Source organism: Anaerococcus vaginimassiliensis, from assembly GCF_900626155.1.
GTDB classification, from domain to species: domain Bacteria; phylum Bacillota; class Clostridia; order Tissierellales; family Peptoniphilaceae; genus Anaerococcus; species Anaerococcus vaginimassiliensis.
This window is the reverse complement of sequence record NZ_LR130844.1, coordinates 1,497,752-1,518,462: the sequence shown is the minus strand read 5'-3', so window position 1 is coordinate 1,518,462 and position 20,711 is coordinate 1,497,752. Positions and strand designations below refer to the sequence as shown.

Here is a 20,711-nt window from a genome sequence, read left to right as displayed (position 1 = left end):
TATAGGCAATGTTTCTTGGGACCCATTGTAAAAAATATCAAGGAGTTTAATATGAAGAATAATTTAGATACCAATTATTTGGTAAAATCAGCGGTGGTAGCAGCTTTATATGCTGTACTTACTATAATGTTGCCTATGGCGTCATATGGGCCTATACAGTTAAGATTTAGTGAAATTATGGTGCTGTTAGTGTTTTATAACAAAAGGTTTATACCTGGTTTAGTTTTAGGATGCGCTATAGCAAACTTATTTTCACCTATGGCAGCCTTCGATGTTACTTTAGGTACCTTATCATCATTTATTGCTTTTGAGTTGATTAAAAGAACTAAAAATCTATTTACATCATCACTTTGGCCTGTTCTAATGGTAATAGTTCCAGCTTTAGGAACATATTTTATATTAGATAATAGTATTTCTTTTTGGATAATGGCAGGACAATTTATGGCAAGCGAATTTGTTATGGTAAGTATTATTGGAGTTTTAGTATTTAAAATACTTGAAAAAAACGATGGTTTTATGAAATATATTTACGAATTTTAAAAGCTCCCTTCTATTTATTAAATAGAGGGGAGCTTATTATATTACTTTTATTTATTCTTTTCTTCTTGTTCTTGTTTTTTCTTAAATTCTTCTTTAGTTAAGATATCAACGATATTAACTTTTACCGCTTTAACATTAATACCAGTTAAGTTTTTAATTTCTGTCTTAATTGCTTTATCTAGATTTCTAAATACTTCTTCAGCTCTTTTTCCATACTCTAAGATAATGCCAGCTTCAACAACTGAATCCATATCTTTTTGACTGATTGAAATTCCACTAGTTGATTCAGAGTCTGTAGAAAAAGTACTTGTGATGTTATCAAAGAATCCGCGTTGAATATCTAAAACACCGTCAACTTTATCTACAACTTTTTTAGAGATTTTAGCTAGCACTTTATCACTAACTACATATTCACTTACTTCTCCAGCAAAATTTTCATTTTTATTTATTTCTGTCATAAAACATCTCCTTAATATTTATTTTTGTCATCCTTGTACTTTATGTATACCCACTTAATTATATTTTATTTAGTTTATCTATTATTTTTTCTATTTCTTCAATTTTATTTTTTAAGTCATCAGGATCTTTGTTATTAACGGAGTTATATAGGCAATGCTTTAGATGAGCGTGAAGAACCTCTTTATTTATATTTTTAAGTATTGATATTGATGCCATCAGTTGGTTAGAGACATCTATACAGTACCTATCATTTTCAACCATTTTAATTAAACCGTCGATTTGGCCACCGACGGTTTTAAGTTTTCTGATAGTTTTATCTTTATCAGCTTGCATTACTTGTATTCGATTCCTTTGTATTCATATCCAGCTTCTGTGATTGCTGCTTCAATTTCTTTTTCTTCTACTGATCCGAAGTAATCAACAACTGCCTCTTTGTCTTTTAGATTTACATTTACACTTTCAATGCCAGCCAATTTTTCTAGTGCTTCTGTTACATGTTTAGCACAATTTTCACAGCTCATTCCTTCTACTTTAACTATCATTTTATTTAATTCGCTCATATTTTCCTCCATATTATTTATATTAGTATTTTTGCTATTAGCATAGTCGTCTTTAAACTTTCTGAGTCTTAGTGAATTAAGACAAACAAAGACAGATGACATACTCATAGCGAATGCTGCAAACATTGGATTTAATGTCAATCCAGTAGATGGATACAAAATCCCAGCAGCTAATGGTATTAGTATAATGTTATAGAAAAACGCCCAAAAAAGATTTTCTTTGATTATTTTTATTGTCATTTGAGATAGTTTTATAGATTTTACTATATCAAGTAAAGAATCTTTAATTAAAACTATATCAGCAGAATCTATAGCAACATCGGTACCGCTTCCTATGGCAATCCCAATATCTGCTCTAGCTAGTGCTGGGGCGTCATTTATTCCATCACCAACCATTGTTACATTTTTACCCTCATCTTGAAGTTTTCTCACAACTTTTTCTTTATCTTGAGGTAGCACTTCTGCATATTTTTCATCTATATTTAAGTTTCTCCTAATAGATTCTGCAGTTTTCTCATTATCGCCTGTTATCATAATAACTTTATAACCAAGTGACTTTAGCTCGTTTATTGCAAGTTTTGAATCCTCCTTGGCTTGATCTTGAACAGCAATTAAACCAATTACTTGATTTTCATTTGCAAAGTACATGCAGGTTTTCCCATCGGAAGAGTATTCATTAGATTTTCCTTCAAAATTATAAATATCAATATTGTTATCTCTAATTAGGTTTATATTTCCAGCAAAATATATATCACCGTTTAACTTAGCTTTGATACCTTTTCCAGTAATTGACTCAAATTTTTGACTCTCTGTGATAGGAATATTATTCTCATCTGCATATTCTGTTATTGCATTACTTAGTGGATGCTCTGAAGATTCTTCTAGACTTGCTGCTATAGAAATAAAATCTTTTTCATCCATATTAGTATATATATCTGTAACTATAGGCTTTCCTGCTGTAATTGTACCAGTTTTATCTAGCAATATAGCATCAGTTTTATACAGATTTTCTAGACTCTCAGCACTTTTAAATAATAGTCCTAGTTCTGCAGACTTACCAGTAGATACCATTATGGCCATTGGAGTAGCAAGGCCAAGAGCACATGGACATGATATAACTAATACAGCTATCATTAAATTTAAAGCAAATTCATAATCCTTAGTAAATATAGACCACAATACAAATGTTAGTATTGATATTGCTATTACAACCGGAACAAAAACAGCAGCAACTTTGTCAGCCATCATTGCTATAGGTGCTTTTGTGTCATTTGCTTCATTAACTAGGTTAATAATTTGAGAAATAGTTGTATCTTCTCCAACCTTACTAGCTTTAAATTTGAACGAACCATGTTTATTTATGGTAGCAGAAATAACTTCATCCCCAACCTCTTTGGATACAGGAATACTTTCTCCTGTGATTGAAGATTGATCTACAATTGATTTTCCTTCTACTACGATTCCATCTACAGCTACAGTTTCACCTGGTCTAACAACTATAATATCACCTACATTAATTTCGCTAATATCAAGAGTAACTTCCTTGTTATCTCGAATTACATTAGCTGTTTGCGGTGCAAGCTCCATCAAGTTTTTAAGAGATGATTTTGTTTCACCCTTACTTCTTGCTTCAAAATATTTACCTAGCGTAATTAGGGTTAAAATCGTAGCACTTGTTTCAAAATATATATTGTGTCTGTAGTGGTTTATTGTATCTAAATCACCAAGTCCTTGTGCGTGACTCATTCTCATTATGGCAAATATTCCAAATAGGGTAGCGGCACTGGATCCAAGAGCTACAAGTGTATCCATGTTAGGCGCTCTGTTTATTAACCCCTTAAATCCACTAACAAAGAATTTTCTGTTTACAAATATAACTGGTAATGCCAATAGAAATTGAACAAAAGCGTAATTAACAGCGCCATTAGATCCAATAAATAAACTAGGAATAGGTAAACCTATCATAGGCCCCATTGCTAGATACATCAAAGGAATTAAGAAGGCAAAAGAAATCTTTAGTCTAGTTTTTGTGGACATTTCTTCTGCTTCTCTTAAATCTTCCTTATTTTCATTTTTTGTCTTATTTTTTTTCAAACTTGCATGATAGCCAATGTTGTCAACAGCATTAATTATATCGTCATTAGTGATCTCACTAGGATTATAATCAACAACCATAGATTCATTTATGAGGTTGACATTTACACTATCAACTCCAAGTTTCTCCACAGCTTTTTGAACGTTAGCCTGACAAGCAGAACAAGTCATGCCGCTAACATCAAAACGTTCTTTCATATTACCTCCTTACACCCCTATGGGGTATATGAAAATTATAGTATAAATAAATCATATGTCAAGGAAACAATCATATAAAGAAATACTTTACAAGTTTATTTGTTAATGTTATATTATATTAAAGGAGTGAAAATGGAAAGACTAAAGATTAATTTTAAAGGGAGGGTACAAGGAGTTGGTTTTAGGTTCCAAGCCTTTAGAATAGCAAATAATCTTAATTTAACTGGTAACGTTAAAAATATGTACGATGGAAGTGTTGTAGTTCATGCTCAAGGTAAAAGACGCAATATAGATGCATTCATAGATGCAATAAAAAATGAAAGATTTATAAGAGTTGAATCTGTTGATATTATGAAATTAGAAGTGGATGATAATGAAAAATCTTTTGAAATTTTGTATTGATATGGCATAATAGTTTTTTTTGGTATATAGTAAAACTATGAGATTAAAAAGTAAAATAGTAAAAAATATAGCAAAATTAATACGATCTACATTGAGATTGACAAATCATAAGGCTACATCGCTTCCAGGCTATATAGCCTACAAGTTAGATAAGGATATTTTAGATGAGCTGTCACAAAATACAAAGTTTATTTTTGTTACAGGAACAAACGGTAAGACTATGACTACACATTTTCTCACAAATATCTTGAGACAACATTATGACTATGTCTATACCAATGATTCTGGATCAAATATGGTCCAAGGTATAATAACATCGCTATTAGATAACCCTTCTAACAAAGAAACTGTAGCTGTCTTAGAAGTAGATGAAGCTAACTTAGTCAGAATTGGCAAATTCTTAAAAGCTGATTATGTAGTATTTACTAATATTTTCAGAGATCAAATGGATAGATTCGGAGAAATATATAATATTTTCGATAAAATCATGGAAGGAATGGAAACAATACCTGATGCCAAAATAATTGCGAATGGTGACCTTCCTATATTTGCTTATGAGCAAATGGATAAATATGATACATCTTATTATGCTATCAGAGATACGGATAAGATAGTTGAGGATTATACTCTAGAAGCTGAAATGAATTCTGATGGAATACTATGTCCTAAATGTAATAGTATTCTTAAATATAGGGTTGTTAATTATTCTTCCCTAGGAGATTTTTCTTGTCCACATTGTGACTTCAAATCTAAAGATATTGATTATACCATTGATAGACTTGTTGAACTATCAAGTGATTATTCCAAATTCATGATTGGAGATGAAGAATACGAGGTTAATGTCGGAGGGCTTTATAACGTATATAATGCGCTAGCAGCCGCTGCTACTGCTAAAAAACTAGGTCTATCATACAGGGAAATTAGTGACGGTCTTAGGACTCAGAAAAATGTTTTTGGAAGGCAAGAAAATATTAATATTTCCGGTAAGAATGTGATAATAAATCTAGTTAAAAATCCAGCAGGATTAAACCAAATTATTGAACTTATGCTCTTAAACGAGAATAATGTAAGTCTTATTTGCCTTTTAAATGATAACTATGCTGATGGTCTTGATGTAAGCTGGATATATGATTCACACTACGAAAAGCTTAAAAATATGAATATTACCGATATATATGTATCTGGAAAAAGATCATTTGATATGAAAAGAAGACTTGAAATAGCTGAGATATATGATGGAGATATAGAAGAATTTGATTATGAAAAAGATATTGTTGATGTAATAAACAATTGTAAAAGTGACGAAGTTTATATTTTATCTACTTATACAGCTATGCTAAAACTTAGAGAGGTTCTTAAATTATCATGATCATTAATATAGCACATTTATATGGAAACTTACTTAATACGTATGGTGATGTGGGAAATGTTATGGCATTTTCCCACGAAGCTAGAAAAAATAACTACGAAGTTAACACGGATATTATAAGTATTGGTGATGAGTTTGACCCCCAAAAATATGATTTTGTATTTTTTGGTGGAGGTCAAGATTATGAACAAAGTATCGTACAAAAGGATTTAATAAAAAAAAGAAATTCTTTAGTAGAATACATCGAAAATTATGGTATATTATTAGCTATATGTGGGGGTTATCAGCTATTGGGACAGTATTATTATGATGCCCATAACGAAAAAATAGAGGGTCTAAAGATATTCGACCACTATACAATAAATCAAGAAAATAAAAATAGGTTTACTGGCAATATTAAAATAAAATCTAGCTTAGATCCTAATGAAATATATACTGGATTTGAAAATCACGGAGGACAAACGTTTCTATCTGAAAATCAAAAACCTTTTGGAGAGGTTGTTGAAGGAAATGGTAACAATGGAAATGATTTAAGTGAAGGCTTCATTTATAAAAATACCATAGGTACATACCTTCATGGTCCTTTGCTAGCTAAAAATAAAAATTTGTGTGAAAGTCTATTTGATATTGTAAATAAGAGGAGAAGTAAATGAAAGAAAATAAATTAAGAAATAATGAAATTGATGAATTATTTGAAGCAGTATTAATGTTAGAAGATGTTGAGCAATGCTACGATTTCTTTACTGATATATGTACAGCTAGAGAAATTCAATCAATAGCTCAAAGATTACATGTTGCAAAACTTTTAAAAATTAGAAAAACTTATAGTGTAATAGAAGAAGAAACTGGTGCTTCGACAGCCACAATTTCTAGAGTCAATAGATCACTAAACTATGGAGCAAATGGATACGATCTTGTACTAGAGAAGCTAATAGAAAAAAACCTAAAAGAAGAAAAAAACAAAGAGTGAGTACAACTTACTCTTTTATTTTTTGTGGTATAATGTCATAGATGGAAGGATGTGGAATATGAAGTTAGATAGTTTAAATAATATGCAAAAAAAGGCAGTACTTCATGATAAGGGACCTTTACTAGTTCTTGCTGGAGCAGGATCAGGAAAAACAAGGGTTCTAACTACAAGTATTGCCTATCTTATTGAAGAAAAAAATATAGATCCTAGAAATATCATAGCAATTACCTTTACTAATAAGGCTGCTAATGAGATGAAAGAAAGGATCTCTAACTTGTTAAATATGGATGTTTCACATCTATGGATAGGTACCTTTCACTCTATATGCGCTAGAATTCTAAGGATGAATATAGATAAAATTGGATATGATAAAAACTTTACTATATACGATTCTAGTGACCAAAAAACATTAGTAAAAGAAATTATAAATGAATTAGGATTAAATGAAGATATAACACCTAGAGAAGCTTTGAATGTAATATCTCAAGCTAAAAATAAATCCATGTCACCGGACGAGTTTTTGCAATTAAATACATACTATACAAAGGGCGATTCATACTATGAAATATATAAGAAGTATGAAGAAAAAAAGTTTTATTATAATGCCCTTGATTTTGACGACTTGATAGACAAGGTCTTATACCTTTTTTCAAAAGATATAGAAACCCTAAAGTTTTACCAAGAAAAGTTCCAGTATGTCTTTGTTGATGAGTATCAAGATACGAATAATAGCCAATATGAGCTTATTAAATATTTTTCGGGTTTTCATAATAATATAACAGTGGTGGGCGATGCCGACCAATCTATCTACAGTTTTAGAGGAGCTGATATATCAAACATTTTGAACTTTGAAAAAGACTTTAAAGATGCGGATGTAATAAAACTTGAACAAAACTATAGATCTACGGATAAAATACTGGATACAGCAAATGTCCTTATAGAAAATAACAGTGAAAGAAAAGATAAAAATCTATGGACGGACAATAAAAATGGTTCAAAGCCAATATATAGAACAACTAATGTTGAAAGCGAAGAAGCCAAATTTGTTTTGGATAATATTAAGGAATTGACATATCAAGGGTATGACGCAAAAGACTTTGCAATATTATATAGAACAAACGCTCAGTCTAGGTCATTTGAAGAAATTCTTATGAAAAATCTTATAAACTATAAGGTTATAGGTGGTCTAAAATTCTATGACAGAAAAGAAATAAAAGATTTAGTTTCATACTTGAAAATAATAGTTAATCCTAAAGATGACTTAGCTTTAAAAAGAATTATAAATGAACCTAAAAGAGGTATAGGTAATAAATCTATTGCAGAGTTAGAGAGTATTTCATCTTTACATGAAATATCAATGCTTGATTTAATAAGATTAGACGAGTTTAGGCCTCTATTAAATGATAGACTTAAGAAGTTAGCTGATAAATTTTATATGCCACTTAAGGACATATTCGACAACATAGAGAAATATAAGATAGTTGATTTAATAAATGAAGTTTTGGATAAATCTGGCTATTTAAAAATGCTTGAAACTTCATATTCTGTCGAAGATAGGTCTCGAATTGATAACATCAATGAGTTTATATCATCTGCAGCAGAGTATGAAGAGGAAAATCCAGATGATACTATTTTTGATTATTTGGAGAATTTATCCCTGCTATCTGATTTGGATAAGACAGAAGATAAAGATAATTCTGTTTCGCTAATGACTATGCATGCAGCAAAGGGCTTGGAGTTTCCTATAGTTTTCGTGGTTGGCTTGGATGAAGGACTATTTCCCGGAAAGAGAAGCATAGACGAGGGAAATGTAGAGGAAGAAAGAAGGTTATTTTATGTTGGAATAACTAGAGCTAGAGAAAAACTTTTTCTAACAAGTTCTAAGTCTAGGAGAAATTACGGCAAGCCTATTTTCTATAAGCCATCAAGATTTGTATATGAAATAATCGACAAAGTTATCGTTGAAGAAGATTCTTCCTCATATGGATATACATCTAGAGAATATGAAAAAGCAATGGCTGAAGATTATATGCGTGAGAAAACAAGGCAGTCAGTTTTAAATAAAAAGTTGGTTAAAACAGATGCTAGCGACAGTGATTTCCAAGTTGGAGATAAGATTAGGCATAGTAAGTGGGGAATGGGGACTATAGTCCAAATAAAGGAACAAGATAAGGGTAATGAACTTGTTGTTGCTTTTGATAAAAAAGGATTGAAGAAACTAAATCAGGACTATGCACCAATAGAAAAGGTTTAAAAATGGATATTAGAGAAGAAATCAATCAACTAATCGAAGAAATTAATAGACTAAATTATCATTATTATACTTTGGATGAACCCTTGGTCTCAGATGGTGAATACGATGAGATTTATGATAGACTAGTTAAGCTAGAAGATAAGAGTGGCTATATAAATGAAAATTCTCCTACACAAAAAGTTGGTGGACAGGTTTTAGAAAAGTTTGAGAAGCATTTTCATATAACAAAACTTTTATCTCAAGATAAGGCTCAAACATATGATAAACTTGAGGATTGGATCAATAGAGCTAATAGATTAAGAATAGATTACAATAATAGCCATGATAAACAACTGGAAGAGCTCACATTTATAATGGAGTATAAGTTTGATGGGTTGACCGTAAATCTAACCTATGATGATGGCGTTCTGGTTAATGCTGCAACTAGAGGCAACGGAACAGTTGGAGAAGAAATATCAGCTCAAGTAAATACAATAAAATCAATACCTAAGATAATAAAAGAAAAATCTTTACTTGAAATCCAAGGTGAAGCTCTTATGCCATTAAGTGAGCTTAAAAAATATAATGAGAACAATGAAGTACAACTTAAAAATGCAAGAAATGCAGCAGCAGGTGCTTTAAGAAATTTGAATCCAAAAGAAACTGCAAAAAGAAATCTGACAGCATATTTTTATTCAATCCCAACAAATAATCTTGACTTCAAAAGTGAAGAAGAAATGTTAGAATTTCTAAAAAAACAAGGTTTACAAACTCATCCTTACCATAAAAAGGTTAACAATTTAGATGAAATAATAGCTGAACTTGAAAGAATTAAAGAAGAAAGAACGACATTAGATATTTTAACTGATGGAGTTGTTATAAAAATAAATGACAAAAAAACTCAAGAAGTTCTTGGAACTACCAACAAATTTCCGCGATGGTCTATTGCTTATAAATATGAAGCGGAAGAATTCACAACTACTCTTAAAGAAGTTGTATGGAATGTTGGAAGGACTGGAAAAGTTACTCCAAGTGCAATTCTTGAACCAGTTGACTTTTCAGGAGTGACGGTTACTAGAGCTACCCTAAATAATTATGATGACATATTAAGAAAAAAGGTTAAGATTGGTTCAAAGGTATTTATTAGAAGATCTAACGATGTAATACCTGAAATATTGGGAGTTGTTGATGAAAATCAACCTGAAACCTTAGAAATAGAAAAACCAAAGCATTGTCCATACTGTGGAAGCGAACTTATTGAGGGAAATGTTCATATAATTTGCCCCAATTCTATATCTTGTAAACCTCAACTTCTTGCAAGAATGGAGCACTTCGCTTCAAGAAATGCAATGGATATTGAGGGCCTATCTGAGAAGACTATAAGTCAATTGATGGATGCTTTAGATATAAATGAAATAGATGATATATACGATTTGACTTACGATATGCTAATTAATCTCGATAGATTTGGCGATAAAAAAACCAAGAATCTCTTAAATGCTATTGAAGCTAGTAAAAAAGTAGACCTTCATAATTTTATATATGCTATCGGTATACCTAATGTAGGAGAAAGAACATCAAGAGATTTAGCAAATAAGTTTAAGAGCTTTGATAGGCTTAGACAAGCAAAGGAAGATGAGCTTGTAGATGTCGAAGACATAGGTGAAATCACTGCTCAAAATATAATCGAATATTTTAATGATCCTAATATTAAAAGGTCAATAGATATTTTATTAGAAAAAGGTATAGAAATTTCTAATCCAAAAGAAGATAATAATAGTAATGGTTTAGAAGGTACGACTTTTGTAATTACAGGAACTATAGAAAATTACAAGAGAGATGATATTAAAAACCTAATTGAAAAAAATGCTGGTAAAGTTACTGGCTCCGTATCAAAGAATACTGACTATGTTTTATGTGGAGATAAGGCTGGATCAAAAAAGAACAAGGCTCTTAATCTAGGTATTGAAATATACGAAGGTGATAAACTTTACGAGTTTTTAGAGAAATTAGAAGGGAAGAAAAATGGATAACAAAGAAGTAGAAAAAATATATAGACTTTCTAATCTTAGTCTTGATGGAAAAGATGTGGAAGTGATATCTAAAAAATTTAATACTGTTATTGACTTCATCGAAGATATATTTATTGTTGATACTGATAAAGTTAATATGACTGAAATACTACCGAACCACAAAGCAGTTTTTAGAAAAGATGTGGCTATTGATTCAGTAAGTCGTGAAAAAGCATTAGAAAATGCAAGAGATACTGAATTTGGTTACTTTAGACTTGATTGGAAATTGTAGGAGCTATAATGAATATTGAAAATCTAATAGATGAATATAAAAAAGGTAATTTAAGTGTAGAAGATCATATTAAATCTACTATAGATAAAATAGAAGCTGATACTTTGAATGCTTATATTAGCGTTGATGGTGATGGCGCTATAAATAAAGCTAGAGAACTTGATCAAAAACTAAAAAATGGAGAAAAACTAGGAAAATTATTTGGTATTCCTGTTGTAGTTAAGGATAATATATCCTACGATCAAATGAGGATGACTTGTGCTTCAAAAATGTTAGAAGATTTTACTCCTATTTTTAATGCTACAGTAGTTGAAAATCTCATCAAAGAAGATGCTATAATTGTAGCTAAATCAAACATGGACGAATTTGCAATGGGTGGTAGAGGCGAAAGTTCATATTTTGGTCCAACAAAAAACCCGCTTGATGAATCAAGAGTACCGGGTGGATCTTCATCAGGTTCAGCTGTAGCTGTTGCCAAAGATGATGTTTTAATTTCACTAGGAACTGATACAGGTGGATCAGTTAGATGTCCTGCATCATACTGCAATATAATCGGATATAAGCCTACTTACTCACTTATGAGTAGGTCTGGAGTAGTATCTATGGCAAATACTCTGGACCAAGTGTCATTATTTGCTAAAAATATCGAAGATATAAGGGTGTTAGCAAACACAACTTCATCACCTGATCCTAAAGATATGACATCTATTCTAGAAAAATATGATTACAAATATGAAGATTATGATTTTAAAGGTAAAAAAATTGGTTATATAAATACATCGTCAAATTTATATAAGGGAATTGAGGATACAGTTGGAAAGGACTATGAAAAAGCCCTAAATCAATTAAAAGAACTAGGTGCTGAGTTAGAAGAAGTTAAGTTAGAATACGCAAAATATGCAAATCCTGTATATAATGTAGTTATGAGCTCAGAAGTATCATCAAACATGAGTAGATTTGATGGAGTACGATTCGGATACCAAGCAGATAAATATGAAAATGTAGAGGAACTTTTTGTAAAATCTAGATCAGAGGGACTTGGAGAAGAAGTGCAAAGAAGAATAGCTCTTGGAACTATGTATTTATCCGCTAACGATGATCAAAAAATATATAAAAAAGGTCTAAAAATAAGAAGCCTAATAAGAAATGAATTAGAAGATCTATTTAAAGAATATGATTTTATCATTACCCCAACAACAACAAATCTTGCACCAAAACTTGGTGAAGCTAATGATGATCCTTTGAGCGATTTTAGATCAGATGGATTTAATGTAATAGTTAATTTGGCAGGTATGTGTGGAATATCATTACCAGTTAGAAAAGGGCTTTCTGGTTCTGTTCAGCTTATAGCAGATAGGTTTGAGGATAATAATTTATTAAATGCAAGTGAAAAATTTTTAAGGAGTATAAATGAAAACTAAAACAATAATAGGATTAGAAATTCACGTGGAAATGGCCACTGATACAAAAATGTTTTGCTCCTGTAAAAATGAGTTCGGTGCCGTTCCTAACACTAATGTATGTCCAGTATGCTTAGGTCATCCAGGTGCTTTACCACAAATGAATGAAAAAGCAGTAGAGCTTGCAGTAAGGGCTGGTTTAGCTTTTAATTGTGATATTAGAAATGATCAAAAAATGGATAGAAAGAAATATTTTTATCCTGATCTTGTAAAAGGATATCAGATAACACAATTTGATAAGCCATATGCTACAAATGGGTTTATAGAGCTAGAATCAGGCAAAAAGATTAGAATAGCTGAAATTCATATGGAAGAAGATACTGGAAAATCTAATCATGATGAGAAAAACGCAACTCTAATGGACTATAATAGATCGGGTGTACCTTTGATTGAAATTGTAAGTGAACCAGATTTATCATCTCCTGACGAAGCTAGAGAATACGTAGAAACTTTAGCTTCTACATTAAGATTCTTAGGTGTTTCTGATTGTATAATGGCACAAGGATCAATGCGTGTTGATGTAAATATAAACTTAGAGAATCTTGATAACGGTGAAAGAACTGCCATAGCTGAGATTAAAAACATTAACTCTATAAAAGCTATAGAAAATGCCCTAAGCTATGAAGTTGAAAGACAGGTTAATTTACTTAAACAAGGAGATCTTGGAGTTAAGGAAACAAGAAGATGGGATGATGAAAAACTTGAAACAATTCACATGAGAAATAAGGAAGTGGGTAACGACTATAGGTTCTCAGTTGATGGCGATATCCCTCTAATTGAACTTAGCGATGAATTTATCGAAAATATAAGAAAAAATCTTCCTGAACTACCAAAAGATAAAGAGAAAAGATACATCGATACTCTAAAGCTTAGCCAATATGATTCAAATCTTCTAGCAAATGATAGAGAACTTGCTAAACTTTTCGAAGATACTAATAGAATTGTAGATGATCCAAATACATGCGCAAATTGGATTTTATCTGAACTATCAAGAAGACTAAATGAGTTTGAACAAACTCCTTCAGATATGAATTTGTCTACTGAGAATTTTGCTAAATTAATAATATTAGCTAAAGACAACAAAATAAATAATAATGTCGCTAAAAAGCTACTTAGAGAAATATATGAAACAAATGAAGATCCTCAAAAGTTATCTGAGGAAAGAAACTTACTTCAAATATCAGATTCATCTTATCTAGAAGAAATTGTAGAAGAAGTTTTAAAAGAAAATCCTGAATCAATTGAGGACATCAAGGCAGGTAAAGATAGAGCCTTTGGATTCTTAGTAGGTCAATCAATGAAGAAAACTAAGGGTAAAGGAAATCCACAAGAAATTAATAAACTATTAAGAGAGAAGATTGGAGAGTAGGGAGTGGTGATTGCACCACTCTCTTTTTTTAAAAAATGAAGATATTAATAAAAAATACAAAATTATTAAGTATGGAAGATGAAAATATCACTACAACTAATATTTATATAAAGGACGATAAAATATATAAAATTGGTTACTTAGATGATTTTCCAGCTGATAAAATAATAGATGGTGAAGGATACATTACAATGCCAGGCCTAATAAACTCTCATACTCATGTAGCTATGACATTATTTAGAAACTATGGACCTGAAACAGACCTGATGACATGGCTCAATGATTATATTTGGCCATTGGAAGATAAATTAGTAGCAAACGATGTGTACAATGCCTCAAAGCTAGCTATACTTGAGATGATAAAATCAGGAACTTCTACTTTTGCTGATATGTACTTTTTCTGTGAGGAAACTGTAAATGCAGCACTTGATGTAGGAATGAGAGCACAAATATCAAGAGGTTTATCTATACCCGATCTAGGATTTGAAAAAATAAGGGAGAACCTAGAGCTAGCAAACAAATATAGAGGTAATAATTTAATAGACATAGGATTTGGACCTCATGCAATATATACCACAGATATAGATTATCTAAAAAAAGTATCAGATTATGCTCAAAAATATGATTTGCCAATACATATACATCTTTCTGAAACTAAAACAGAAAATGACCAATGTTATGAAAAATATAAAATGAGCCCAACTAAAGTATTTGAAAAATCTGGTATATTTAAAAATAAAACTATTGCAGCACATGGTATATATTTATCAGATGATGACCTTGATATTATAAAAGAAAATAATGTCAGCATAGTACACAATCCTAACAGCAATTTGAAATTATCTTCTGGATTTTTGGATGTTAGTAGGTTAATTGATAAGGGAATAAATGTATGTCTAGGTACTGATTCTGCATCAAGCAATAACAAGTTGTCTATGCTTAGAGAAATTGAAAATGCTATTTTAGTATCAAAACTTTTCTCTTCTAGGCCTTTATCATGTTTTGAAATTCTTAAAATGGCAACCATAAATGGAGCTTGCGCCTTAGGAATAGATGATAAAGTAGGACTAGTAAAAGAAGGTTATAATGCAGATTTAATTATGATTGATATAAATAATATAAATCATAGTCCTACTAATGAAATACTATCATCTATATGTTTTTCTACTTATGAAAGTGATATTAAAAATGTAATAATTAATGGAAACATAGTATACGAAAATGGTGAATTTTTAAATATAGATGAAAAAGAATTAGTTAATAACATCGATTATACTTTTTGTGATCTTAGGAATAGATAATGATAGGCATTGATATATTAGATGTTAGAAGACTGAAAGCTAAGGATCGAAATTTCATAAAAAGAGTATTTTCTACAGATGAAATTACTTATGCTGAAAAAAAAAGTAATTATTTCCAAACTCTAGCTGGGATATATGCAGCTAAAGAAGCAGCTATTAAAGCCTGCGGTTTATCTTTATCTTATATAATAAAAAATAGAATAGAAATAAAACATTCTAAAAATAAACCCGCTTTATACCTAGATGGTTTATTTTTAAGCGAAGATATAAGTATAAGCCACGATGGAAATTTTGCCATTGCTGTTTGTAACAGACAAAATCATAATTTAATTTCAGATAATAAGTTTAAACAAATGATGCCTAAAAGAGATAGTAATAGCCATAAGGGCGATTATGGTAGAATTGCAATACTAGGTGGTAGTGAAGGAATGAGTGGTTCTGTCTATCTTTCATCCTTAGCGGCATTACGATCAGGAGCAGGACTTGTTTATATAATATGCCCTAAGTCAATAAGTACAATTCTTCAAATAAAGTGTAATGAGCAAATAATTCTTCCTGTAAATTCACCTAATTTTACCTTTAATGAATTAGATTTAGCTAATATTTATAAGTATTTAGCAGGCAAGGATGTTTTAGCTATAGGACCAGGAATGGGGAGAGATAATTCACTAAATTTATTTATATCTAGCATTTTAAATAGATTTAGTGGTAAAATAATTATAGATGCGGATGGATTAAATGCAATTAGCTTAAATAAGGAAATTTTACATAATAATAAGAATATTGTACTAACTCCGCATCTTAAGGAATTTGAAAGACTAATAGGCTTACCTATTTCAACTATAAATAAGGACAGATGCTACTATGCTAAGAAGTTTGCAAAAAAATATAAGGTGATTTTAGTTTTGAAATCAGAAAAAACTATAGTTACAGATGGTGATAGGGTATATATAAATGAAATAGGAAATTCAGGCATGGCTACAGCAGGCAGCGGTGATGTTTTAACAGGAGTTATTTCTAGCTTTTTAAAAAGATTAGATCCGTATGATGCATCATGTTTAGGTGTTTACATACATTCACTAGCTGGAGATATTGCATCCTATAAGTTGAGTGAAGACTCGTTAATAGCATCAGATATAGTAAATAATTTATATGAGGCTACAAAACTTTTGAGGTAAATATGTTAACTAATTATATCGAAATAGATATTGACAAAATTATAAACAATATAGAAAAAGTTAAAAGCATGAATAACCAAACACCAATTTGTGCAGTTGTTAAGGCAAATGCTTATGGACTGGGAGCAGCGCCAATTGCTACATACATAGAAGATTATGTCTCATATTTTGCAGTTGCTAGATATTCTGAAGCTAAAGCATTGAGACTATCAGGCATAAAAAAACCTATTTTAATATTAGGATACGTTAGCTTAGAAGAAGCTATAGAATGTGCTGAATATGATATAGATATCTGTATATTTGACATGGATTATACATTTGAAATTGATAAGGCTTTGAATAAAAAACTTAACGGACATTTAGCTATTGATACAGGTCATACCCGTTTGGGATTTAGGACTTATGAAACTCAGAAAATTTTATCTCTAAATAACTTAAAAAATATTAGAATTAGAGGTGCTTTTACTCATTATGCAACTGCTGATGAAGAAGATACATCTTTTTCTAAGTTACAAACAAAGTTATTTGAAGAGACGATATCTAAGGTAAAAGATGAGTTAAACATTGAAAATGTCCATATAGCAAATTCCGCAGCTGGTATTAGTTTTGATGTAAAGTCAGATATGATTAGACTTGGAATTTCTATGTATGGAATATATCCATCTGATTATTTAAAAGATACTTCCAGAATTGATCTTGATAAAGTGTTTAGATTTATGTCAAGGATTGCTTTTGTAAAAGATGTTAAAAAAGGAACGCCTATTAGTTACGGTAGAACTTTCTATACTGAAAAAGACATGAAAATTGCCACAGTTCCTATAGGATATGCAGATGGTTACTTTAGAGCATTTTCTAATATAGGAGAAGTTCTTGTAAATGGAGAAAATGCAAGAGTTTGTGGCAGAGTATGTATGGACCAAATGATGATTGATGTAAGTAATATCGAATGTAAAATTGGCGATGAAGTTGAAATATATTCTGATATTTATAAAGAAGCTAATAAGATTGATACGATCGCTTATGAATTGATGACATCATTTGATATTAGATTAGAAAGAGTTTACAAGAAAGATGGAAAAGTTGTTAAAGTAGATGATTACATAGGAGAAATTTATGAAGATTAAAAGGGGGGATCTGTTTTATGCCGATTTATCTCCTGTTGTTGGAAGTGAACAAGGGGGAGTAAGACCTGTAATAATTGTCCAAAATAATGTAGGTAATAAATACTCTCCTACAATTATAGTTGCACCAGTAACTAGCCAATTAAATAAGGCTAAACTTCCTACTCATGTAAAACTTAAGGGTAATGAATTTGGATTGCCTAAAAATAGTGTAGCTTTGATGGAGCAACTAAGGACTATAGATAAAAAGAGACTTAGGGAAAAAATCGGTAGTTTTAATCACGATGTTATGGTAAAAATTGATGAAGCTATGGCGATATCCTTAGATTTAGTAGTTAATTAAAGATTACATATAAAAAAGACTTTCTATGTTGTTATAGAAAGTCTTTTAAATTACTTATTTTGATCTTCAACAATCATTCTGGCAAGTACATCTGGATTACCACAACCTGTGGTTAATACTAAATCATTTTTTTCAATATCTTTGTAAATATAATCTCTAGCATCCTCAAATTCACCAATGTATTTGGCATTTATTCCCTTTTTGGTTAATGCATCTACCACATCTTTAGAGTGAATAGTAGGATCGAATTTTTCTCTTGCTGCGTAGATATCTGTTACTATTACTTCATCAGCTGAATCAAAACAATTTAGAAAATCATTGAATAGAGTTTTAGTTCGGCTATAAGTATGTGGTTGCCAAACGCATATAAGCTTCCCCTTAGTGTGTTCAGCTAAGGCATCCAAGGTTACTTGAATTTCAGATGGATGATGACCATAATCAGTCATTATAGTAGCATCATCTACAAAACCAATTATTTGCATTCTTCTATCTAAACCAGTGTATTTTACCAAGTTAGTCTTGATAGTTTCGACAGGTATGCCATTTTCATAAGTGGATATTATAGATGCCATAGCGTTGTTTATGTTGTGTCTTCCAATAACACCAAGTTCGAAGTGTTCAATAGATCCATCTGGAAATCTTAAATCAAAATTAGGTCTTCCAACTTCATCGAATTTGATATTTATAGCATTGTAATCAGCATCTTCATTCTCTTGAGCATAGGTTATTAATCTACCTTTAACCGAATCAAATATGAGTTTATTGTTTTCTTCGTTTAGGTTTGTTATAGTAAGTGAATTCTCATCTTGGTTAGATAAATATTCTTTGAAAGTATTAACTATATCGTTTAAATCTTTGTAATAATCAAGATGGTCTTCATCAATATTAAGGACAATTACAGTTTGTGGATAGTAGTATTTAATGTTACCCTTATATTCGCAGGCTTCAGTTACTAGATAATCTTCACTACCAACACGAACATTACCTTTCATCTCGTCTAACTCTCCACCTAAAAGGATAGTAGCATCTACATCAGAATGCATAAGAATCTTTGAAATCATAGATGTAGTGGTAGATTTGCCATGAGATCCTGATACTGCAATTGAATTCTTATAATTTCTCATAAGTGCACCCAAAAATACTCCTCTTGTAACTACAGGACAACCGACATTTTTAGCGGCTATTAATTCTTCATTATCATCAAGAATTGCATCAGTATACACAACAAGATCAGGATTAGTTATATTTTCTTTTCTTTGACCTATGTAAATTTTAGCATCAATTTCTCTTAGATGATTAATTATTTTACTTTCTGATCTATCAGATCCTGATACTTTATATCCCTTTGATATTAATAATTGGGCAAGCCCGCTCATGGATATACCACCAATACCTATAAAATGTATATATTTATAATCATGTTTATCTAAATTAAATTTAAACATAAATGCTCCTTAACTTTTTTTCTTATGTTTTATTTAACATTATTATACCATATTTAAACAAACAAATATGTCAAGTAACTTTATAATATTGATTAGAATTAAGCTAAAAGTATACTATAAATGAAGGAGTTTATATGAAATTTGTAATAGGAAATGACCATGGTGGTCTAGATTTGGTAGAAGTTGTAAAGGAAGAATTAGAGTCTCTTGGACATGAGGTAATCCATGTAGGTGCCTATGAAAATAAATCTGTTGACTATAGCGATTTTGCAAAAAAAGCTTGTCAAGAAATCTTAGACAAGAATGCTGATTTGGGGATTTTAATTTGTGGTACTGGATTAGGAATGAGTATTTCTGCAAATAAAATAAAGGGAATACGTGCAGCTTGTGTTTCTGAAGCATTTTCCGCCAGGATGAGCAGAGCTCATAACAATGCAAATGTACTTTGCATGGGAGCAAGAGTTATTGGAAGTGAAACTTGCAAGATGATAGTTGATGAGTTTGCTAAAACAGAATTTGAAGGCGGCAGACATCAGAGAAGAGTAGATAAAATTAGTGCTATAGAAGAAAACTTAAATTAAGTTTTATAATTCTATCAAAAATGTTATTATATAAGTTGAGATTAAATTTAAAGGAGTTTAAATGACAATACCTACACCACATATTTCAGCAACTAGTGCTGATCAAATAGCTAAAACAGTATTGATGCCAGGAGATCCTTTGAGAGCTAAATTTATTGCGGACAATTTTTTGACAGATGTTGAAGAATTTACCAATACTAGAGGAATGCTTGGATTTACTGGATATTATAATGGAAAAAGAGTTTCAGTAATGGGCAGCGGTATGGGAATACCATCAGCTATGATTTATTATAATGAGTTATTCGCTTTCTATGACGTTGATACAATTATTAGGGTTGGAACAGCAGGAAGTATGCAAAAAAATGTTAAACTTCATGATATAGTAATAGCTAACTCAGCGTGTTCAGAATCTTCAATAAATGACAACTTATTTGGAAATGTACATTTCTCACCAACACCTGACTTTGATTTGCTGTTAAAAGCATACGAAACATCAAATAAACTAGGATATACAACTCATTGTGGACAAGTTCACTCATCTGATCAATTCTATAATGATATGCCTAAAGAAGTATTTGAAAATCTTCAAAAATATGGCGTTTTATGTGTAGAAATGGAATCCTATGGACTTTTCATGGCAGCAAGAAAACACGGCAAAAAGGGCCTAGGTATATTTACTATAAGTGACTCTTTGGTAGAAAACGTTGCTGATAGTGCAGAAAATAGACAAAATTCATATACAAACATGATGAAACTTGCCTTAGAAGTAGCTCCGGAATAAAAT

Annotated in this window: 20 protein-coding genes; 16 read left to right on the top strand and 4 right to left on the bottom strand. The window is 30.9% G+C overall.

Features of this window, described 5'->3' with window-relative positions; all coding sequences use genetic code 11:
• Positions 1–51: 51 nt before the first annotated feature.
• On the top strand, positions 52–540 hold the full coding sequence (locus tag E0D87_RS07380) for a QueT transporter family protein (RefSeq protein ID WP_130819959.1): 489 nt from the start codon (positions 52–54) through the stop codon (positions 538–540).
• Between the two features lie 47 nt (positions 541–587).
• On the opposite strand, the gene E0D87_RS07375 is transcribed toward E0D87_RS07380, so the two are convergent.
• Genes E0D87_RS07375 through E0D87_RS07365 form a run of 3 tightly spaced genes read right to left on the bottom strand, consistent with a single transcriptional unit; the run spans position 588 to position 3,851 of the window.
• Entirely contained in the window at positions 588–998 is a 411-nt protein-coding gene (locus E0D87_RS07375; RefSeq protein WP_004834423.1) for an Asp23/Gls24 family envelope stress response protein, read from the bottom strand.
• Positions 999–1,056: 58 nt separating this feature from the next.
• Complete coding sequence (locus E0D87_RS07370; protein ID WP_130819958.1) at positions 1,057–1,332, bottom strand: metal-sensing transcriptional repressor; 276 nt, start codon at positions 1,330–1,332, stop codon at positions 1,057–1,059.
• Positions 1,332–3,851, bottom strand: a complete 2,520-nt coding sequence (locus tag E0D87_RS07365; protein WP_130819957.1) for a heavy metal translocating P-type ATPase — start codon at positions 3,849–3,851, stop codon at positions 1,332–1,334. Before E0D87_RS07365 ends, E0D87_RS07370 begins: the two co-directional genes overlap by 1 nt.
• Positions 3,852–3,983: 132 nt before the next feature.
• Here E0D87_RS07365 and E0D87_RS07360 point away from each other — a divergent pair, with 132 nt between their 5' ends.
• Genes E0D87_RS07360 through E0D87_RS07300 form a run of 13 tightly spaced genes read left to right on the top strand, consistent with a single transcriptional unit; the run spans position 3,984 to position 17,901 of the window.
• Positions 3,984–4,253: an acylphosphatase gene (locus E0D87_RS07360; protein ID WP_130819956.1), complete on the top strand. Its 270-nt coding sequence runs from the start codon at positions 3,984–3,986 to the stop codon at positions 4,251–4,253.
• Between the two features lie 37 nt (positions 4,254–4,290).
• A complete protein-coding gene (locus E0D87_RS07355; RefSeq protein ID WP_130819955.1) occupies positions 4,291–5,622 on the top strand; it encodes a Mur ligase family protein in 1,332 nt (443 codons plus the stop codon).
• Positions 5,619–6,275 carry a type 1 glutamine amidotransferase gene (locus E0D87_RS07350; RefSeq protein WP_130819954.1) on the top strand — a complete coding sequence of 219 codons (657 nt, stop codon included), beginning with the start codon at positions 5,619–5,621 and terminating at the stop codon, positions 6,273–6,275. The genes E0D87_RS07355 and E0D87_RS07350 overlap by 4 nt, the downstream gene beginning before the upstream one ends.
• Positions 6,272–6,592 (top strand): YerC/YecD family TrpR-related protein, encoded by a 321-nt coding sequence (locus E0D87_RS07345; RefSeq protein ID WP_130819953.1) that lies wholly within the window; start codon positions 6,272–6,274, stop codon positions 6,590–6,592. The genes E0D87_RS07350 and E0D87_RS07345 overlap by 4 nt, the downstream gene beginning before the upstream one ends.
• A 58-nt stretch (positions 6,593–6,650) precedes the next feature.
• Entirely contained in the window at positions 6,651–8,846 is a 2,196-nt protein-coding gene (locus tag E0D87_RS07340; RefSeq protein ID WP_130819952.1) for an ATP-dependent helicase, read from the top strand.
• A gap of 2 nt (positions 8,847–8,848) precedes the next feature.
• Complete coding sequence (gene ligA / locus E0D87_RS07335) at positions 8,849–10,858, top strand: NAD-dependent DNA ligase LigA (protein ID WP_130819951.1); 2,010 nt, start codon at positions 8,849–8,851, stop codon at positions 10,856–10,858.
• Positions 10,851–11,129: an Asp-tRNA(Asn)/Glu-tRNA(Gln) amidotransferase subunit GatC gene (gene gatC / locus E0D87_RS07330; protein WP_130819950.1), complete on the top strand. Its 279-nt coding sequence runs from the start codon at positions 10,851–10,853 to the stop codon at positions 11,127–11,129. The genes ligA and gatC overlap by 8 nt, the downstream gene beginning before the upstream one ends.
• 8 nt (positions 11,130–11,137) lie before the next feature.
• Positions 11,138–12,550, top strand: coding sequence for an Asp-tRNA(Asn)/Glu-tRNA(Gln) amidotransferase subunit GatA (gene gatA, locus E0D87_RS07325; RefSeq protein WP_130819949.1), 1,413 nt, complete (start codon positions 11,138–11,140; stop codon positions 12,548–12,550).
• On the top strand, positions 12,540–13,958 hold the full coding sequence (gene gatB, locus E0D87_RS07320; protein WP_130819948.1) for an Asp-tRNA(Asn)/Glu-tRNA(Gln) amidotransferase subunit GatB: 1,419 nt from the start codon (positions 12,540–12,542) through the stop codon (positions 13,956–13,958). The genes gatA and gatB overlap by 11 nt, the downstream gene beginning before the upstream one ends.
• A gap of 35 nt (positions 13,959–13,993) precedes the next feature.
• Entirely contained in the window at positions 13,994–15,259 is a 1,266-nt protein-coding gene (locus E0D87_RS07315; RefSeq protein WP_130819947.1) for an amidohydrolase, read from the top strand.
• Positions 15,259–16,437, top strand: coding sequence for an NAD(P)H-hydrate dehydratase (locus E0D87_RS07310; protein ID WP_130819946.1), 1,179 nt, complete (start codon positions 15,259–15,261; stop codon positions 16,435–16,437). The genes E0D87_RS07315 and E0D87_RS07310 overlap by 1 nt, the downstream gene beginning before the upstream one ends.
• 2 nt (positions 16,438–16,439) lie before the next feature.
• A complete protein-coding gene (gene alr / locus E0D87_RS07305) occupies positions 16,440–17,561 on the top strand; it encodes an alanine racemase (RefSeq protein ID WP_130819945.1) in 1,122 nt (373 codons plus the stop codon).
• Complete coding sequence (locus tag E0D87_RS07300; RefSeq protein WP_130819944.1) at positions 17,551–17,901, top strand: type II toxin-antitoxin system PemK/MazF family toxin; 351 nt, start codon at positions 17,551–17,553, stop codon at positions 17,899–17,901. Before alr ends, E0D87_RS07300 begins: the two co-directional genes overlap by 11 nt.
• 50 nt (positions 17,902–17,951) lie before the next feature.
• On the opposite strand, the gene murC is transcribed toward E0D87_RS07300, so the two are convergent.
• Positions 17,952–19,346: a UDP-N-acetylmuramate--L-alanine ligase gene (murC, locus tag E0D87_RS07295; protein WP_130819943.1), complete on the bottom strand. Its 1,395-nt coding sequence runs from the start codon at positions 19,344–19,346 to the stop codon at positions 17,952–17,954.
• 134 nt (positions 19,347–19,480) lie between these two features.
• On the opposite strand from murC, the gene rpiB reads away from it, so the two are divergent.
• Entirely contained in the window at positions 19,481–19,927 is a 447-nt protein-coding gene (gene rpiB, locus E0D87_RS07290; RefSeq protein ID WP_004834575.1) for a ribose 5-phosphate isomerase B, read from the top strand.
• Positions 19,928–19,988: 61 nt separating this feature from the next.
• Positions 19,989–20,708: a purine-nucleoside phosphorylase gene (gene deoD, locus E0D87_RS07285; RefSeq protein ID WP_004834290.1), complete on the top strand. Its 720-nt coding sequence runs from the start codon at positions 19,989–19,991 to the stop codon at positions 20,706–20,708.
• Positions 20,709–20,711: the final 3 nt, after the last annotated feature.

Bases quoted from the DNA above. Each gene is read 5' to 3' on its own strand.
- E0D87_RS07300 (WP_130819944.1), top strand. From the start codon at position 17,551: ATGAAGATTAAAAGGGGGGATCTGTTTTATGCCGATTTATCTCCTGTT.
- gatB (WP_130819948.1), top strand. From the start codon at position 12,540: ATGAAAACTAAAACAATAATAGGATTAGAAATTCACGTGGAAATGGCC.
- E0D87_RS07380 (WP_130819959.1), top strand. From the start codon at position 52: ATGAAGAATAATTTAGATACCAATTATTTGGTAAAATCAGCGGTGGTA.
- ligA (WP_130819951.1), top strand. From the start codon at position 8,849: ATGGATATTAGAGAAGAAATCAATCAACTAATCGAAGAAATTAATAGA.
- E0D87_RS07340 (WP_130819952.1), top strand. From the start codon at position 6,651: ATGAAGTTAGATAGTTTAAATAATATGCAAAAAAAGGCAGTACTTCAT.
- murC (WP_130819943.1), bottom strand. From the start codon at position 19,346: ATGTTTAAATTTAATTTAGATAAACATGATTATAAATATATACATTTT.
- rpiB (WP_004834575.1), top strand. From the start codon at position 19,481: ATGAAATTTGTAATAGGAAATGACCATGGTGGTCTAGATTTGGTAGAA.
- deoD (WP_004834290.1), top strand. From the start codon at position 19,989: ATGACAATACCTACACCACATATTTCAGCAACTAGTGCTGATCAAATA.
- E0D87_RS07315 (WP_130819947.1), top strand. From the start codon at position 13,994: ATGAAGATATTAATAAAAAATACAAAATTATTAAGTATGGAAGATGAA.
- E0D87_RS07355 (WP_130819955.1), top strand. From the start codon at position 4,291: ATGAGATTAAAAAGTAAAATAGTAAAAAATATAGCAAAATTAATACGA.
- E0D87_RS07365 (WP_130819957.1), bottom strand. From the start codon at position 3,851: ATGAAAGAACGTTTTGATGTTAGCGGCATGACTTGTTCTGCTTGTCAG.
- E0D87_RS07350 (WP_130819954.1), top strand. From the start codon at position 5,619: ATGATCATTAATATAGCACATTTATATGGAAACTTACTTAATACGTAT.
- gatC (WP_130819950.1), top strand. From the start codon at position 10,851: ATGGATAACAAAGAAGTAGAAAAAATATATAGACTTTCTAATCTTAGT.
- E0D87_RS07360 (WP_130819956.1), top strand. From the start codon at position 3,984: ATGGAAAGACTAAAGATTAATTTTAAAGGGAGGGTACAAGGAGTTGGT.
- E0D87_RS07375 (WP_004834423.1), bottom strand. From the start codon at position 998: ATGACAGAAATAAATAAAAATGAAAATTTTGCTGGAGAAGTAAGTGAA.
- gatA (WP_130819949.1), top strand. From the start codon at position 11,138: ATGAATATTGAAAATCTAATAGATGAATATAAAAAAGGTAATTTAAGT.
- E0D87_RS07370 (WP_130819958.1), bottom strand. From the start codon at position 1,332: ATGCAAGCTGATAAAGATAAAACTATCAGAAAACTTAAAACCGTCGGT.
- E0D87_RS07345 (WP_130819953.1), top strand. From the start codon at position 6,272: ATGAAAGAAAATAAATTAAGAAATAATGAAATTGATGAATTATTTGAA.
- E0D87_RS07310 (WP_130819946.1), top strand. From the start codon at position 15,259: ATGATAGGCATTGATATATTAGATGTTAGAAGACTGAAAGCTAAGGAT.
- alr (WP_130819945.1), top strand. From the start codon at position 16,440: ATGTTAACTAATTATATCGAAATAGATATTGACAAAATTATAAACAAT.